Source organism: Vibrio cionasavignyae, assembly GCF_050337155.1.
GTDB lineage: Bacteria > Pseudomonadota > Gammaproteobacteria > Enterobacterales > Vibrionaceae > Vibrio > Vibrio nomapromontoriensis.
The window spans coordinates 1-16323 of the sequence record NZ_JAKJSR010000024.1 but is presented as its reverse complement, the minus strand read 5'-3'; the positions used below and the strand labels follow the sequence as shown (position 1 = coordinate 16323).

Here is a 16323-nt window from a genome sequence, read left to right as displayed (position 1 = left end):
GATAAGTCATTAATTATTAATTAACTTAAGAAACCTGGATATAAATAAAGAAGGTGAGCAATAAAATGCACGGATGGCAAAGTTTATGGAATAAAGTATATTACTAGAGTAGATATCTCTTGCTAGTCGACAGAAGTATAATGACTTAGCTTTATTGCTTATTGCTAATCCATAAATATCTGAATATTCTTTTACCATATTTTCATTAGCCAATAACTCGTAGTGATAGAATTCATTTTCTGAAATAAACTCGCCTACATATTCAGATAATTGCTTCAAACCTACTCGCTCACTACCATTAAAAGAATCCGTGCCATACTTTATCCTCATGTGGTGTGCCAGCTGAGCAACTCTAGTCGTAATAGCCTGAGACTGATAGAATTTTCTAGTGATGCCACTTTCTGTCTGTCTGTAACGAAGCAATACTTGTTTCAAGTTTGATATTTTATAACCCGAATCATAGATCCTAAGCCATAAATCATAATCCTCTGCATGAATAAAAGCTTCTCGATAGCCACCAAGAGAAACTATAATATCTTTTCTCATAATAACTGCAGGGTGAGCAACTGGTGAGCTAAACATTATTTCTTTGCTAAGCGCATCTCCATTTGGGTAAGTTATAATTTCTCGCTCATCACCTGACTCGCTAATAACTTGTATGAAACTCCCTAGCACAGCAATATCTTGATTGCTACACATGTTATCATATTGAACTTGCAGCCTATTCGGTAATGCAATGTCATCTGCATCCATTCGAGCAATTAAATTACTCTTCGCAATCTCTATACCTTCATTTAATGAGGCTACTAGTCCTAAATTTTTTCGGGATCTCACAATAACTCTTGGGTCGCATAGATAGCCATTTACAATCTCTAATGAGCGGTCATTGGAACCATCGTCAACAACAATTAATTCAAATCGAGTAAATGTTTGATTCAATATACTCTGAATTGCTTCGCTTATATAATCCTCACAGTTATAAACAGGGAGAACCACTGAAACTAAAGGTATTTTATTTTTCATACAAACTAATCACTTAATTTAGGCCAGCAGACAATAAACAATTAGAGCCTATTTTTCAATTGTAAAAAAAACATTTTTGGGCTAAAACAAAAAGATCTTATAAAATCCAGAAAGAACTTCGTATAATATCCGGAATTGAAATACACAGTTGATCTTTTTAATAAAAATAAAGATTTTGATTCAGGTCGAAGTGATTTACAACACCTATTAAAACGAGAATTTACATCCTCCATATGTTCAAAGCTTATGTTATATGTTTTAAACCATATCAACTCATATCGTGCAAATTCCACAATACCAATATACTTACCCAAACCTATTTTTAAAGAATCTATGCTCGTCGTCGTGGTGCTATCGAATGAATCCTTTCCCTCAGTAATCCGCATATCATGGGCCATTTTTACTAGTCTAGTAACTACTGCTTGCTTGCTACTTTGAGAAAAAGAGATACCCGACTGCGTCTGTCTATAATCCATAAGAACTTGAGGACAATTGTCAATTTTGTAGCCAGCATCATGTAATCGAAACCAAAGATCATAGTCTTCTGCACAATCGAAGGCTTCTCTATAGCCTCCAATACTTCTAATATCTTCAAGTTTCATCATAACTGCCGGGTGGGCAACAGGGCTACCTTTTCTAATAAAAGAATCTATTCCCTCTGTTCTAGGATAATCAACACATCTGATTCTCTCATCATCTTCATCGATTAGCTGAATTGCCGAACCCAAAACAGACAATGAATAATCACTAGAAAACTTCATATACTGAACTTCAAAACGTTCGGCATGACATATATCATCGGCGTCCATTCGAGCAACAAGCTTTCCTTTAGCAAGCTCTAAACCTTTATTTAGAGTTTTGACTAAACCTATATTATCATGAGCTACGGGCTTTAATCGAGAATCACCACAATAACTATCAATAATATCTTGAGTTTTATCGGTGGATCCATCATTTAAAACGATCAATTCAAAGTCACAAAACGACTGACTTAATACACTCTCGATAGCTTGAGATAAATATTTTTCACCATTATATACCGGAAGAATTACACTAATTTTTGGCAAAATACATTTCCCTAATGACGTGGAGTTTATTCGCAACTCTTCTAGCAAGACATTTCATCAAGACAATATACAATGTAAATGAACTATTGAAAAATCGATTCTTTCCAAGCATAAGCATTTTAATATGCCTGATGGGAGTCATTTTTTGGTAGTGTACCCCTCGTAAAGTGCTCTCTAGTGCTGCATTAACCGCGTTAAATCGAAGGTTTTTTAGCATATCTTTACGTGTAAAATAACCAGAGTGTTTAGAATACAGGGGCCAATTAGCTAAAAACTTAGTATAATGAGATGTATACTGAGCTTGCATGCTATCCGAATGTGTCCTAATAATAACTAATACCTCATCTACAAAGTCGACGTGGTACTTTTCAGCAATTCTAATCCACATATCCAGGTCTTCAGCGTATCGGAGACTAATATCAAACTCACCTACATCTTCAAATACAGAGCGTTTAATTAACACACCCGAACCACTACCCGAAATTAAATTCCCTTTCTCAATTAAGTGTTCTAGCGCATCCCCCTTGATACAAGGGTCAATAATGATTCCGGTAGTAGGTTGACTATTTTGATCACAGAGCTCATAGGCACTATAGACCAAACCTAATTCAAGATTATCATCATCAAATAAATCTAACTGTTTAGCTAACTTCGTCGGGTGCCACAAGTCATCAGAATCTAAAAAGGCAATATATTTGCTAGTTGCTACTCGAATGCCACTATTTCTAGCATCTGATAAACCAGCATTTTGTTTACTAATGCACCTAATATTATCGTATTCATTTTCATACTGTTTTACTAGAGCGAGTGTTGTATCGCTGGATCCATCATTTACAACAATTATCTCTTTGGGCTTTACTGTTTGAGAGAGAACACTTCTTAAGCAATCTTCAATGTACTTTTCTACGTTGTAAGCAGGGATGATCACTGAAACATCGACTATTCCTTTCATATTACCAACCATGAATCTGCGTAGACATCACTGGTATCTATATCCGACTTCAAAAACCAATTTTTAGGAGCAATTGTTAACCCTGCTTGATTACCCAACCAAGCTCCCCACCACGAGAATGAACTATTAGCTATGATGTGATGCTTACACATAGACATTAGCTGCATGTCTCGATAAGAAAGGGAGTCGTTGTTACCGACTACGATTGTCATATTGTCGAGTTTAAATGTATCTTGAACCCATTTAGGATCATCACTAAAAATAAAGTAGTGAGTATCGTCAAGCTGAGAATCGAGTTTACTAATAGACCGCTGATAGTACCCCATACTACAACATCCATGATGTGCGTTAGTACTAGCATCAGACACATAATCGCCGCGACGAACATGTAAGCTGACTGAATTTAATGTACTAGAAATCCTGTCAGCATAATAAACGTTGTGTTCTTCCGTAATCTTTGGAAAAGTAAATTCATCTAATATACTTTTCCTATTATGTGAAAAGTACTTATCTGACTGCCAATATCCTACAAGCTTTGATCCGAGAGCGATATTGTTAATATCCGGCCAATAATGAAAATGTGGCTCATTGATAACCTTCAAAGAATGTTTAGAGCAACACTGCCTAATTTTAAAAATACAGTGCTCAACAAACCCCCTCTTAGCTTGGTGTTTGACCTCTTCAAATTTAGCTCCGAACACATTCAGTTCAAAAGAACGATATGTTGTCGCTTGCTGGCTATCAAACCAAGACAAGTCTAACTCAACGTCACAACCTTTATCAATCGATAAAGAGTACGCAGCCGCGTACTGGAACATCTGATTTCCTAAGCCACCCTGTAAACTTGAAATAATCATTTTCTTACAACCACATTGTATCCAAAACATGCTAGCGCATGACTATCCATATCTCTATTCGCTACTTTAGATAAACGAGACAATAAAATTCTTTGCGCCCACCTTTCAACATTACTCAAAGGCGGTAGGTTATATTCATCTAAGATACTTGGAACTCTACCAAGTTCTTGAAAAACTGAAGCATGGTAATTACCATGTGGCGATATCTTCACTTCAGAGACTCCCAACTTTTTGAAATGCTCTTCATACCAATATTTATTAAAACCAGAGCAATAATGATAGGGTGCGAAATGTGTTAACGAATTAAAAGGTGCTGTAATAATTAATATACCGCCTGGTTTTAGAATTCGAACCAACTCTGTAATTGCAGCTACAGGATTTGGTAGGTGTTCCAAAACCTCGATACATATCGCGGCATCAAACGAATCATTTTCAATAGGCATACTTATAATATCACACACTATATCAATTTTAGACTGATCCCACGTCCCCATATGCAGGCCATTACCATCGCCAACACCATCATATTGGGCAAAATCTTGTGATACATATTCTAAGTGATCACAGTATTTTTTTTTGTCTAGTTCACCAGCACCAGCATCTAGTATACGAATACCATCAGGAAGAGATTTTAATTGGCATTCAAGCCATCGCTCTCGAGCCTCACCATTCTCAACTACTGACAGTGGAAACTTTTCAAAAATAATTTTGTTAAATTTTGCTATAAAGCGATTTTTTATTTTAGTAATGACCATTTATCTAACCAAATATCTACTGTTCTGTTTTTTAATAAAAAACACCCGCAACGTAATCATATAAACTTGGCAATTATTCTAAAATGAATAACTATACCACTCACAGTCGGTCATGGATGCATGAAAATCGATCAACTCGCAATTTAGAACATATTAATTAATAAAACCATAGAACCTATGCGCCTTGAATAAATATCCCACTTGTCCTATAGGTGCTATAAATAAGTCATCAACTCCAGCTTAACTTACTCACTGTAGCGGAGGGAAATCATGAACTCGCAAGTCATATAGAAAATACAATACAGTTAAACACATAACATATAGACTGAAATACAAATTACAATAACCGTAGGCCATTGATAATCGAAGTTTAAATTATATCATCATATTTAAATCTGGAATTAAAAACATATATTCAATAGCTGGAATTATGATGTCATTATATCCTACTTTATCCATGCTATTTCTAAACCTAGTGTTTATCTACTTTCCCATAGACTTCTCAAAACAAAGATACTATTAATGTTAGTATCGCCATAAAGGAAATACCCTTTGTTTAATAGAAAATCTCCGATATCTGTATTTTTCTTTGTAACTCCTGACTCTGAGAATTCAGCTGTTTCTACTATAATAACCTTAGGTGAGTATCGAGAGTAATCGATGGATCGAATGATTGATTCATCGTGCCCTTCAACATCAACAGATAAAAAATCAATCCCTTTTTCATTACAGTATTGGTTAAATACGGAATTAATTGTATCAACGTTCACCTTAATTACTTCTTCAACCTCATACTTTCCTTTCTCAGCATAAGAATATGCAGTTTCTTTGCAAAAGGTATTTAAGGCGCTTGCATTCATTCTGTAAAAATTCATTTCTGATTTTTCGAGACCAATGCCAATATTCAAATTGATATCGCGTGCTCTTCCCTTGCAAAAAGAATTGTATAGGCTTGGGTCTGGCTCTATATTTATACCAGTTGCACCTTTATCATAAAAATACTTTGTGTTATTAATAAACTCTGAGTTATGTGCACCAATATCCACATAAAATGGAGTATCAATACCAAGAACTTCGAAAACAAATGCAACAATCATATCCTCTCCACACTGAGAATAACTACTTTTTGCATTAGGCTTATTAAAACCTCTCATTCTATTTATAATTTTATTAATCATTTTTGGTCCAGGTGCTTTTTAAAAATAGTTTTGGATCCCATACAGTCGAATAGGAGAACCCCGTATTGTTTATATCATGACTAGCCACTTCAAATGAGCATATGTTTTCTAATATCTCATATGTTTCAACCCATGGAATATATACATCAATATCTATAGAGTATACCCCTAGCGTTAGACCAGAGATATCGATAGAGACATGAAATTCATCATCAATTGTTTTTTTGAAATAGACACCATTCATTAAACCTGATGACAAAGCAGCAACAACCTCTCCGGCCTTATTTTTAATTAAGATCCTTAGTTCAAATCTATCCGGTATTTCATCTACATAAAACTTACCGAGAATCTCTAGAGTGTCATCAGCCTTTAAGCTATAGTTATCTAATTCATTTCCATCTAATAAATAGCTAATATCTCTTATATATTTTGAACTTTTAACAACTTGTTTATTTTTCCCAAGTTGGCAAACTTGATTAGCAAGATATCTATCAATTACATCATCAACTTTACCCTCAGCAACTATTTGACCTTGCTCTAAGAGAATTGCTTTCGTACACATCTTTTTCATTGCAGCCATATTATGACTAACAAACAACACTGTTCTTCCCTGACTCTCACTAACATCCTGCATTTTACCAATTGCTTTTTTTTGAAACTCAGCATCACCAACAGCTAATACTTCATCAACTATCAATATTTCTGGTTCTAAATGCGCAGCAATTGCAAAGCCCAGTCTAACTGTCATACCAGATGAATAGCGCTTAACTGGCGTGTCAAGATAACGCTCTATTCCAGCGAACTCAACTATCTCTTCTAACTTACAGGTTATCTCTTTACGTGACATACCCATAAGAGTTCCGTTCATATAGATATTTTCACGTCCTGTTAATTCAGGGTGAAATCCAGTACCAACCTCTAATAACGAGGCTATTCTACCTTTAGTCTTAATTGTCCCTTCTGTCGGTCCAGTAACTTTGGACAACACTTTCAAAAGCGTAGATTTTCCTGCCCCATTCTTACCAATAATACCTAATATTTCACCTTTTTTTACTTCTAGATCTATTCCATTGAGTACTTGAACATAGTCAGAAGTTCCCTTTTTTGTTCTATCATTAACTTCACCAACTTTTAAGTAAGGGTCTTCCTTTCCTACTAATTTACACCAAAGACGATTCAAATCGTGGGAGATAGTCCCTGTACCAACTTCACCTAATCTATAGCGCTTGCTTACACCTTCAATTTTAATTACGGCATCATCATTATTAGTCATATTCAAACCGTGTCCATAAAGTTTTTCTCTGTCTTGTTGAAAATTATAGTACCAACACACACTATCACTAACATAAATACAAAACTGTAAGTTAAATATAATATATCAAACGTACCTTTACCTAGAAATCCGAATTTAAATGTTTCAATAATTGAAGTTAAAGGATTTAAAACCAACCATATTTTCATTTTTTCAGGCACCGAAGATAATGGGTATATTACTGGTGTGGCATACATTAACAACTGGATACCGAAGGTAATTAAAAAGACTAAATCCCTGTATTTATTCGTCAATGATGTAATGATCATTCCTATTCCAAGTGCTATCCCTGCTATCATAATCACGAGCAGTGGGAACATGAATGCAACATAATTGATATCTATCTCCACCTCCGTAAATAAAATGTAATAACAAAGTACAGCTGCAAACAATCCAAACTGAATTGAAAACTTGATCAAATTTGACACAGCTAGACCCAAAGGAACTACTAATCGAGGAAAGTAAACTTTACCAAATACCGATTGATTATCTCTAAATACGGTTGATGACCTTTCTAAACATACTGCAAAATAATTCCAAAAAGTTATACCTGCCAAATAAAATAAAATATGCGGCAACCCATCTGTAGAGATCCCTGCTAGGTTACCAAATATAACTGTAAATGTGATGGTCGTTAAAATCGGTTGAATAAAAAACCAAAGAGGCCCCAAAATGGTCTGCTTATAAACCGATACAAAATCTCTTTTTACCAGCATAAAAAGTAGGTCTCTGTATTTCCACACCTCTTTCAGCTTTAAATCTATTAATTTCTGATCCGATGTAATGATATCTGACCATTCATCTGATTTATTTCCGCCCATTACGAAACCCTTTATATAATTATATGAATCACATTGACTGAAATTTATCCAGTTCGTCTAATTGTTCCCAAGGATAGTCACTTTGACCAACTTGACCACGAGATGCGACATCAGCATATAGGAAGGTTTCAGCACTTGGTTTATCAAGATTGAATTTCTTAGTAATCCAGTTAGGAGTTAAAGGGAAGGTATCAATGATGAATTGTGACAACACATCATCATCGACTTTTGTGAATGTACCTTGGGTATCAACTGATACTGACGTTGGTTTGGCCACACCAATTGCATAAGAAAGCTGGACAATACATTTTGTGGCTAGGCCTGCTGCTACAATATGCTTTGCCAACCAACGGCCTGCGTATAAGCCAGAGCGGTCAACTTTAGTGTAATCTTTAGAGGATTGCGCACCACCACCAATTGGAGCATAGCCACCAAATGAATCAACAATCAATTTACGACCTGTTAGCCCTGAGTCATGAAGTGAACTATGGTTCACGTAACGACCAGTTGGGTTGATATGAATAATAGTATCTTGAGGGTTGTAAAGATCAGTTGGCAAACCGGTATCATCAATTAAGCCCTGAATTAGGCTACGCACTTCTTCAATTGGCATATTTTCTACTGATGGCGCAGATACAACGATAGTATGGATTTTTTGAGGCTTACCGTTTTCAAAGTTCTCTTTATTACCATAATCAATCGTTACTTGTGTTTTAATATCAACACCAAGTTTATGATCATGGTTTAACGCATAATGATATACCTTATCACTAAGCATACGAGCATAAGAGATAGCAGAAGGCATAAAATCAGCCGTTTCTGCAATAGCATAACCAAACATGATACCTTGGTCTCCGGCACCTGTTTCGCCATCTTCTTGGTCAACACCTTGATTGATGTCTGGAGATTGCTGATTTAACAATATTTGCACATTGACATCATCGGGGTGTAAGCATTGTTCTTTCGTGAAAGCACTTTTTCCTGTGTAGCCAATTTTTACCAATGCATCCTTAACGATCTTCTCATAGTCGGCTTGTGATAAATTTGCTGTTGTTTTTACTTCACCACCAATAATGATATTTTTACCCGCAACAAACACCTCACTCGCAACTCGAGATTGCGAATCATGGATGATTAACGCGTCAACAATAGAGTCTGAAATGATGTCTGCACATTTGTCTGGATGGCCAGGAGCAACCACTTCACTCGTAAATAAATACATTTTAAATCCTATTTTAATATTTGTTATTTAAACCTAATGATTAGAAAGAGCAAAACTATAGTCATTTACTCTTCTTCAATATACGCAAGCCTTTAAACATTGGCACTTTCATGAATGTTCCGTGACCGCACCCGTGCCGCCAGTGACCTATACTCTCAAACCCTACCTTATCATTAAGCACGCTACCGCCCTTGGGTTACGCTCCCAAAGGCTAAATTCCAGCGATTAAAAACTAAGCCTTAGTGTTTAGATTAAACACTAAAAACTAAGGTTAAACTGCCCAAATTGTACCTGACTTCACTGTGGAGTGCGATACCTTATCCCTAACTCGAAAATGATGCTTAACACCAGTATTTACCAGATAAGTTTAGTTGAAGGAAGGCGCTCAGTCATTACCCATATTAACGCCTCATTCCCAGTATCTCGCACTTGCAAACACCCAAGACAAAAGAATCCTCGCCTATGATGTCCTTTTTGATCTTGCTATCGAGAACCACCCCAACTTTGGTGTCAGAGTCAAATGACTCTGACACCCTGCTTAACTAGACAATAAAAGCCAAAGGCGCTACATTAACAATTACGCAACAAATCTAACACACACAACACGAAGAATAGCCATTTCCGCATAGGCAATATAATAAAGGCGATAGCGCATCGCCTCATCACAGACCGTTATCAAGGAAGATTTATGGATTGTAGCTCTCTGACTTTATGGGTAAACCTACCCGATACCCGATTTGCCCTTGCTTGGGGACCAATAGAAGATCCTAAAGCGTCTAGCGTATGCTGGAAAAGCATCGACAATGACTCAACGCCAACCACCAGCCAGTTCGTACTTGAGCTCAAAACAAAGCAGGGCCAAATCAAACAGAAGCGATTAAGCGCCCAAGACGTCTCTCAGATCATTGAGCGCTGGCAAACCATAGAGGTGGGAATAATCGCAGGACAAGACCTCGACCTGCACTGGTAACCAAGCAATGTGTTCACTCACAACCCACCTATTGTCTTGTCTGTTTATTGTGCAGCACCTCTAACTGATAGTGTTATAAATTAGAGATTCATTCCACTTTTAGCGAGTTGAGTTAATGAATCGATTCTGACTGCCGTATTCTAATAATGTTACTAATTAATAATATTAATCACTCATAAAGGCTGCACCAAGGAAGTGAGCAGTTACAAACAATAGGAGTCTATCACCCATGGGATTTGCACTTACACTTCGTTATGCATCATTTCGTCACAAAAACAAAGGCGCAGGGCGCTTCATTGAACTCGCCGTGATTACCATGGCCATGCTCGCTATTGGCTCACTACTGATTACAGAAAATATCCAAATCATCCTCGTTTCACTTTGTGCGCTTTTCTTTTGCATTGGATCATTTTGGTTTTTCAAAAAGTCTGACGACATGCGCCGCTCCATGCCGGACTAGGTTTTAGGTTCCTGGAACCTAGGTCCTAGGATAGAACGCAAACACACCACGAGTAAAAAACGACTTACGATAAACAACGTGTTAATAAGACCAGTTCTATAAGTTGTCCACAAAAAAACCAGCGACCTTACGTCACTGGTTTTTTACTAAGTGGTACTTTTTATATTAGATCGCTGATTGCATTTACAGCATATAATAAAGCACTACAGCGCTGCTTTTTTCGCTTCCGCTACCCATGCATCAAATTGAGCTTGGTTGGCTTTAATCCAGCCATTCACGTGCGATTCAATATCTGCAGTGCTATTTTTGCCATTGCTCATCATCATATTCTGCGCACTCACATCATTGATGTTGAGTTTAATAATTTCAAAAAGCTTAGCCGCTGCTGGGTTTTGCTCAGCAAACTCTTTATTAGCGATAATGTTCATCGCGTTCATTTCAAAGCCGTAGTTTTTGCCATTTGGTAATGTGGTATCCACGCCCTTACGCTCACCCGGCAATGCCGAGAATGGCACTTCAAGCCATACCACATCTTTATTTGGCACCAACACGCCACTTACCCAATACGGCGTCCACGTAAAGTAAAGTACGGGCTCGCCGTTCTTGTAACGTGAGATCGTATCAGCGATGATCGCCGCATAGTTACCTTGATTGTGGCTCACGGTATCGCGTAATTTAAACGCAGTAAGCTGCTCTTCAATCACCATTTCACAGCCCCAACCTGGGTTACAACCTGTCAGGTCTGCTTTGCCGTCACCGTCTGCATCAAACAGCTTGGCAATTTTTGGATCATTTAATTGACCGATGTTAGTAATACCGTATTGCTCGGCGGTCTTTTTATCAATGAGGTAACCTTGCGCCGCACCACTGATGTATTGACCTTTACGGTAGAACTTTTCATCACCACCAGCTTTCGTGTACTTATCGCCATGGAGTGGGAACCAACCCACCGCTAGAAACGTTGCGTCACCTTTAGCAATAGAGGTATAACCCACGTTGTAATCGACTTCTTTGGTGTCTTTTACATCGTAACCTAGCGCTTCAAGTGCACGGTTAACAATTAGGGTTTGAAACGTCTCTTCAGCAACCGTCGATTGTACAGGCTGGACCGTTACGCCCTCGCCCGGCAGCTTCTCAGCCCATACGTTGCTAGATACCGCTAAGGCAGACACAACGCCAACCGCTAAGCTTTTCTTCCATGAAGTCTTCATTTATTTCTCCAAAATTTCAGTGTTTTGAGTACGCTTCTGAGTAAAAATTTTCAATAAGATTGCCGCAGGTCCCGTGTGGTACCAACGCAACTTTGTATTGCCTGCATTAACGCCCAATACTTGAGTAATGCGATCCAGCAAAATAGCTAAAATAACAATGCCAAGACCGCCAACGGCCGCCAGCCCCATATCTAAACGACCAATGCCGCGCAGTACCATTTGTCCTAAACCGCCCACCGCAATCATAGAAGCAATCACCACCATAGACAGCGACAACATTAAGGTTTGGTTCACGCCTGCCATTATTGTTGGCAACGCGAGTGGCAACTGAATTCGATAAAGCATCTGTTTCTTGCTGGCACCAAACGAGTGACCCGCTTCTATTAGCTCTTCCGGTACTTGTTGAATACCTAAAATCGTTAAGCGAACCACAGGTGGCAGCGCAAAAATAATGGTCACGACCACACCCGGTACGTTACCAATGCCAAACAGCATGACGATAGGCACCAGATAAACAAAGGCAGGGGTAGTTTGCATCGCATCCAAGATAGGCCGCACAAATTTAGCCGCGGTATTACTGCGAGCCAGCCAAATCCCTAAAGGCAGGCCAATCAGCAGGCAGAAAAACACCGAGGTCATCACCAGCGAGAGCGTCACCATCGCCTGAGACCACGCGCCAATTAAGCCAATAAAGATAAACGATACGGCGGTTGCAAGACCCAGTCTTAAATTTGAAAATTGCCACGCCAATAAAAACAACAACACCAACATAAATGGCGCAGGCGTAGACACAAGTGCCGTCTCAAATGAACTTAGAATAAAATCGATCGGCACGCGAATGGCCTGAAATACCGGACGGCCATGTTCCACCAGCCAGTTTAATCCTGATTCAACCCAGTTATCGACAGGAAGCACGGCTTCTTCAAAAGGGTTTAAGATGTCGAAGGAGGTTTCTTCTACCACTTCACTGCTTAACCAGTCATTAGCTGCCGGAGACTCCGCCGTTTGACCCCAAGGATCCGCAGCGGGCTGACTGGCAGGCTGTGACCACGGATCGTTACTTGTTTCTGATGACATGATTTATCCCTTATCTAATGTCTGAAGCAGTCGTGATTTGGTCACAACCCCAAAGTAGTGGCCACTTTCATCCACCACTGGCACCGAATACGGCACGCTTGCAACGGCACCTAGAATGTCATTGATTGGCTGATTAGGCTTAAGGGTTAACCCTGCTTCAAGCTGAGCGCTCACTAACGTACGGTTTTCTTTGTGCGCTAAGCGCAAAGAATCCACAGAAACAATGCCAGAATAATGGCTGGTCTTCTCAACAACGATGCCATAGTCCCTGTCGTTATCCATTAGGATCTGCAAAGCTGATGCTGGGCCGTCATGTTCAGATTTTTTAAATACCGCAGCCGGCTTTTTACGGGCAATGTCTTTGGCTGTGAGCACACTAGCCACATTGACGCCTCGGAAGAAAGCTTCGACGTAATCATTGGCCGGGTTATTAAGAATATCGTCTGGCGTACCGACTTGAACCACTTCACCATGCTGCATAATGGCAATACGATCACCAATGCGCATCGCTTCATCTAAATCGTGAGAAATAAACACAATGGTACGCTTGTCATCGTTTTGCAGACGAATCAGCTCATCTTGCATTTCGGTACGGATAAGAGGATCGAGCGCAGAAAACGCTTCATCCATTAATAAGATATCGGGATCGCACGCCAGCGCTCTAGCAAGGCCTACGCGCTGCTTCATGCCTCCGGATAATTCATCTGGGTACGATTCTGGGTATGCGCCGAGCCCTACGCGCTCAAGCGCACTTAATGCGCACACACGGCGTTTATCAAGCTCAATTCCCGCAAGCTCTAAACCAAAAGCCGCGTTTTCAATCACCGTCATATGAGGCATGAGGGCAAAGTTTTGAAATACCATAGAGATGTTGTTACGGCGGACTTGGCGAAGTTCATCTTCAGAGATGTGGGCAATGTCTTTGCCCTTAAGTAGCACGTTGCCACGAGTAGGTTCGATGAGTCGATTAAGCAGGCGTACTAACGTCGATTTACCAGAGCCAGAAAGCCCCATGATAACAAAAATCTCGCCTTCATTAATGCTAAGAGAAACGTCATTAACGCCAATGGTTAAGCCCGTTTTTTCAAACACTTCATCTTTGTCGGCACCTTCATTGATCATTGAAAATGCGCGGTCAGTGTCTTCTCCAAACACTTTGTACAGTCCCTTAACTTCCAGTATGGGATCCATATTGTTTGTCCTTTTAAGGTGTTTCCATGCAAATAAACGGTTAGTACTCTAAGTAATTTACCTTCGTTAATCAAGGTATATCATTCACATGCACTGCATAAACCTTGTCACAACAAAACATTATCTTGTATTAGTCGCAATTTAAAGCATTGATTAAATGCAACTTTAATCTAACCCCTTAGCTAAATTCTCTCTAACATCCTTTTGAACAATACCGTAATAAGGGGACACACCACCACGCCATGACATTGCGCTAACATTGAAGATCTCACAATAGTTCGAGCACTAACTAAATTTCTAGCGTACTGTCTTATCTAGATTAAGAGAGACGTTCTACCTAAAAAGACGCCGTCTACTAAATGCTTCGCAGCGCGACTCTCTGTCTTCATGCCACTTCATCAAAAATACCTCCATCACACGCTAGTGAAAAAAAGCGAACAAAAACGCTTGCAAAAAAACGTTCGTAAACGGCGCTAGTTGAAGATAATTGCGGAAGGCGCTAAGTGCGGCGCAACCTGTTCCACCAGCGCGTCTTTACTCCGCGTTTCACCATGAATGAGGTGCAGCTGTTTTAAATGGCTTTTACAGCCAATAATAAACTCCAACAAATCACGCTGATCAGCGTGCGCCGAATACCCCGACATAGTGTGAATACTGGCTTGCACAGTCACTTTCGCGTTCTCTATCCACACGCCAGTTTCGCCCTTTTGCAATGACCGCCCTAATGTCCCCTTCGCTTGGTAGCCAGTAAAAATAACATCGCTACGGGCATCGGGCAGAAGCGCTTGTAAGTAATCCATCACGCACCCGCCCATACACATACCCGACGCGGCAATCACGATGGCAGGCTCGCCCGTAGACGCGAGCCGATTCACCAAAGCGGCGTGCGCTTTATGGCTATCTATTACCACGCACTGACTAAAATTAAGCGGATAACGCCCCGCATTGCGCTTACTTTTTGCCTCGCGTGTCCACAATTTTCGGTACTGCCGATACGCCGTGGTAATTTTTGCCGCCATGGGAGAATCAATGATGATTGGCAGCGACTGAGATAACTGCTGCTGATGCAGCAATGATTCGATGTCATACAACAGCTCTTGGGTTCGTCCCACGCTAAACGCCGGGATAATGATCGCCCCACCGTTTTTTAGACTCTTAGCGATCACTGTAAGTAGTCGCTCACTTCGCGCGTGCACGCTTTCATGCTTTTTATTGCCATAGGTGCTTTCAATAAACAGATAATCGGCGCGCTTTGGCGGCAGAGGATCGGGCAGTAATGGCGTATTCTTCGGGCCAAGATCGCCGGAAAACACCGCTATTTCATGGTTAGGGAGCTTTATTTCCACGTACGCGCTCCCCAAAATGTGCCCTGCAGGGCTAAAACGCAGGTAGGTAAAATAGCCTTGTCGCCGCGCTTTTACTGGCACCCAGGTTGCGTAATCCACTGGCCGTAGCTGGCGTTTAATTCGTTCTAGAATCCGCACTCGTTGCTGGCGCGTTAAGTCTAATTGCAACTTTAAGCCATCATCTAGCATCAACGGCACTAAGTGCGCCGTCGCGTGCGTGCAATAAATCGGGCCTTGAAAGCCCGCCGCCACTAACCAAGGTAGCCGGCCTATATGATCGATGTGGGCGTGAGTAAGCACTAACGCCTGAATATGGACAGTATTAAACTCAATATCGAGCGAGCGATTAGCCGCGTCGCTACCTTGAAACAAACCACAATCAATCAACAGTGAGTGCCCATTTATCGTTAACTCATGGCAAGAGCCCGTGACCGACGACTTACCACCATGATGAATGACGCTAACTTGATCGGTAACATTTACCTGGGCTGTCAACGGCACGACTTTGCTCGTGTGTGGCATTCCCTCTCCTTATTTATGTCGTGTTTCATAATGAGTGATTAACCTTGTCGTGTGAATAACGCGCTTGATAAGATTTCCATATACTCCTGTCAACGCCAGTTTAAAATTGACCCACTTATCGACGTTATCGCCGAAGTAAAACTGACCCACCCACGTAATTAACTTCTACTTTCAGATAGATTTTCTAGTACAGTTGGTATGGTTCCAGCCGCCTTTTTTCCTCGTAATCGATAGCTTTCTCCGCTGATTTGTACGATGTGTGAGTGATGAAGAAGCCTATCCAGTAATGCCGCCGTTAGTGTTGTATCGTCAGCGAACGCATTCGACCATTGAGAGAACGGCAAGTTACTGGTTACGAT

The 16323-nt window shown here is 40.1% G+C and carries 16 protein-coding genes; 2 read left to right on the top strand and 14 right to left on the bottom strand.

Going from position 1 to position 16323, the window contains the following annotated elements:
• Positions 1-9: 9 nt before the first annotated feature.
• The 9 genes from L4D74_RS18785 to metK all read right to left on the bottom strand — a co-directional run bounded on the left by L4D74_RS18785 (position 10) and on the right by metK (position 9187).
• Complete coding sequence (locus L4D74_RS18785) at positions 10-1023, bottom strand: glycosyltransferase (RefSeq protein WP_428753950.1); 1014 nt, start codon at positions 1021-1023, stop codon at positions 10-12.
• A 41-nt stretch (positions 1024-1064) separates the two neighbouring features.
• Entirely contained in the window at positions 1065-2090 is a 1026-nt protein-coding gene (locus L4D74_RS18780; RefSeq protein ID WP_428753949.1) for a glycosyltransferase, read from the bottom strand.
• A complete protein-coding gene (locus L4D74_RS18775) occupies positions 2077-3042 on the bottom strand; it encodes a glycosyltransferase family 2 protein (RefSeq protein ID WP_428753948.1) in 966 nt (321 codons plus the stop codon). Before L4D74_RS18775 ends, L4D74_RS18780 begins: the two co-directional genes overlap by 14 nt.
• Complete coding sequence (locus tag L4D74_RS18770; RefSeq protein WP_428753947.1) at positions 3039-3899, bottom strand: alpha-1,2-fucosyltransferase; 861 nt, start codon at positions 3897-3899, stop codon at positions 3039-3041. The genes L4D74_RS18775 and L4D74_RS18770 overlap by 4 nt, the downstream gene beginning before the upstream one ends.
• A complete protein-coding gene (locus L4D74_RS18765; protein WP_428753945.1) occupies positions 3896-4654 on the bottom strand; it encodes a class I SAM-dependent methyltransferase in 759 nt (252 codons plus the stop codon). Before L4D74_RS18765 ends, L4D74_RS18770 begins: the two co-directional genes overlap by 4 nt.
• Before the next feature lie 479 nt (positions 4655-5133).
• Positions 5134-5832 carry an FkbM family methyltransferase gene (locus L4D74_RS18760; RefSeq protein WP_428753944.1) on the bottom strand — a complete coding sequence of 233 codons (699 nt, stop codon included), beginning with the start codon at positions 5830-5832 and terminating at the stop codon, positions 5134-5136.
• Positions 5825-7105 carry an ABC transporter ATP-binding protein gene (locus L4D74_RS18755; protein ID WP_428753943.1) on the bottom strand — a complete coding sequence of 427 codons (1281 nt, stop codon included), beginning with the start codon at positions 7103-7105 and terminating at the stop codon, positions 5825-5827. Before L4D74_RS18755 ends, L4D74_RS18760 begins: the two co-directional genes overlap by 8 nt.
• A gap of 2 nt (positions 7106-7107) precedes the next feature.
• Entirely contained in the window at positions 7108-7965 is an 858-nt protein-coding gene (locus tag L4D74_RS18750) for an ABC transporter permease (protein ID WP_428753941.1), read from the bottom strand.
• 28 nt (positions 7966-7993) lie between these two features.
• A complete protein-coding gene (metK, locus tag L4D74_RS18745) occupies positions 7994-9187 on the bottom strand; it encodes a methionine adenosyltransferase (protein ID WP_428753939.1) in 1194 nt (397 codons plus the stop codon).
• A 688-nt stretch (positions 9188-9875) separates the two neighbouring features.
• On the opposite strand from metK, the gene L4D74_RS18740 reads away from it, so the two are divergent.
• Both L4D74_RS18740 and L4D74_RS18735 read left to right on the top strand, forming a co-directional pair.
• The gene (locus L4D74_RS18740; RefSeq protein WP_428753937.1) at positions 9876-10157 is read left to right on the top strand and encodes a hypothetical protein; all 282 of its coding nucleotides are present in this window, start codon (positions 9876-9878) and stop codon (positions 10155-10157) included.
• Between the two features lie 229 nt (positions 10158-10386).
• Positions 10387-10617 carry a hypothetical protein gene (locus L4D74_RS18735; protein WP_428753935.1) on the top strand — a complete coding sequence of 77 codons (231 nt, stop codon included), beginning with the start codon at positions 10387-10389 and terminating at the stop codon, positions 10615-10617.
• A 203-nt stretch (positions 10618-10820) separates the two neighbouring features.
• Here L4D74_RS18735 and proX read toward each other — a convergent pair whose 3' ends face one another.
• The 5 genes from proX to L4D74_RS18710 form a co-directional block, all read right to left on the bottom strand.
• On the bottom strand, positions 10821-11828 hold the full coding sequence (gene proX, locus L4D74_RS18730; protein ID WP_428753934.1) for a glycine betaine/L-proline ABC transporter substrate-binding protein ProX: 1008 nt from the start codon (positions 11826-11828) through the stop codon (positions 10821-10823).
• Complete coding sequence (gene proW, locus L4D74_RS18725) at positions 11829-12905, bottom strand: glycine betaine/L-proline ABC transporter permease ProW (RefSeq protein ID WP_428753932.1); 1077 nt, start codon at positions 12903-12905, stop codon at positions 11829-11831. It lies immediately after the preceding gene.
• A 3-nt stretch (positions 12906-12908) separates the two neighbouring features.
• Positions 12909-14096, bottom strand: a complete 1188-nt coding sequence (gene proV / locus L4D74_RS18720; protein WP_428753930.1) for a glycine betaine/L-proline ABC transporter ATP-binding protein ProV — start codon at positions 14094-14096, stop codon at positions 12909-12911.
• Positions 14097-14569: 473 nt separating this feature from the next.
• Positions 14570-15964, bottom strand: a complete 1395-nt coding sequence (locus tag L4D74_RS18715) for an MBL fold metallo-hydrolase RNA specificity domain-containing protein (RefSeq protein ID WP_428753929.1) — start codon at positions 15962-15964, stop codon at positions 14570-14572.
• Positions 15965-16122: 158 nt separating this feature from the next.
• Positions 16123-16323 (bottom strand): ATP-binding protein (locus L4D74_RS18710; protein WP_428753927.1); only part of this gene is annotated, 201 nt, incomplete at its 5' end.

Coding starts and splice junctions, on each gene's coding strand:
- L4D74_RS18785 (WP_428753950.1), bottom strand. CDS start 1,023: ATGAAAAATAAAATACCTTTAGTTTCAGTGGTTCTCCCTGTTTATAAC.
- L4D74_RS18775 (WP_428753948.1), bottom strand. CDS start 3,042: ATGAAAGGAATAGTCGATGTTTCAGTGATCATCCCTGCTTACAACGTA.
- L4D74_RS18770 (WP_428753947.1), bottom strand. CDS start 3,899: ATGATTATTTCAAGTTTACAGGGTGGCTTAGGAAATCAGATGTTCCAG.
- L4D74_RS18765 (WP_428753945.1), bottom strand. CDS start 4,654: ATGGTCATTACTAAAATAAAAAATCGCTTTATAGCAAAATTTAACAAA.
- L4D74_RS18760 (WP_428753944.1), bottom strand. CDS start 5,832: ATGATTAATAAAATTATAAATAGAATGAGAGGTTTTAATAAGCCTAAT.
- L4D74_RS18755 (WP_428753943.1), bottom strand. CDS start 7,105: ATGACTAATAATGATGATGCCGTAATTAAAATTGAAGGTGTAAGCAAG.
- L4D74_RS18750 (WP_428753941.1), bottom strand. CDS start 7,965: ATGGGCGGAAATAAATCAGATGAATGGTCAGATATCATTACATCGGAT.
- metK (WP_428753939.1), bottom strand. CDS start 9,187: ATGTATTTATTTACGAGTGAAGTGGTTGCTCCTGGCCATCCAGACAAA.
- L4D74_RS18740 (WP_428753937.1), top strand. CDS start 9,876: ATGGATTGTAGCTCTCTGACTTTATGGGTAAACCTACCCGATACCCGA.
- L4D74_RS18735 (WP_428753935.1), top strand. CDS start 10,387: ATGGGATTTGCACTTACACTTCGTTATGCATCATTTCGTCACAAAAAC.
- proX (WP_428753934.1), bottom strand. CDS start 11,828: ATGAAGACTTCATGGAAGAAAAGCTTAGCGGTTGGCGTTGTGTCTGCC.
- proW (WP_428753932.1), bottom strand. CDS start 12,905: ATGTCATCAGAAACAAGTAACGATCCGTGGTCACAGCCTGCCAGTCAG.
- proV (WP_428753930.1), bottom strand. CDS start 14,096: ATGGATCCCATACTGGAAGTTAAGGGACTGTACAAAGTGTTTGGAGAA.
- L4D74_RS18715 (WP_428753929.1), bottom strand. CDS start 15,964: ATGCCACACACGAGCAAAGTCGTGCCGTTGACAGCCCAGGTAAATGTT.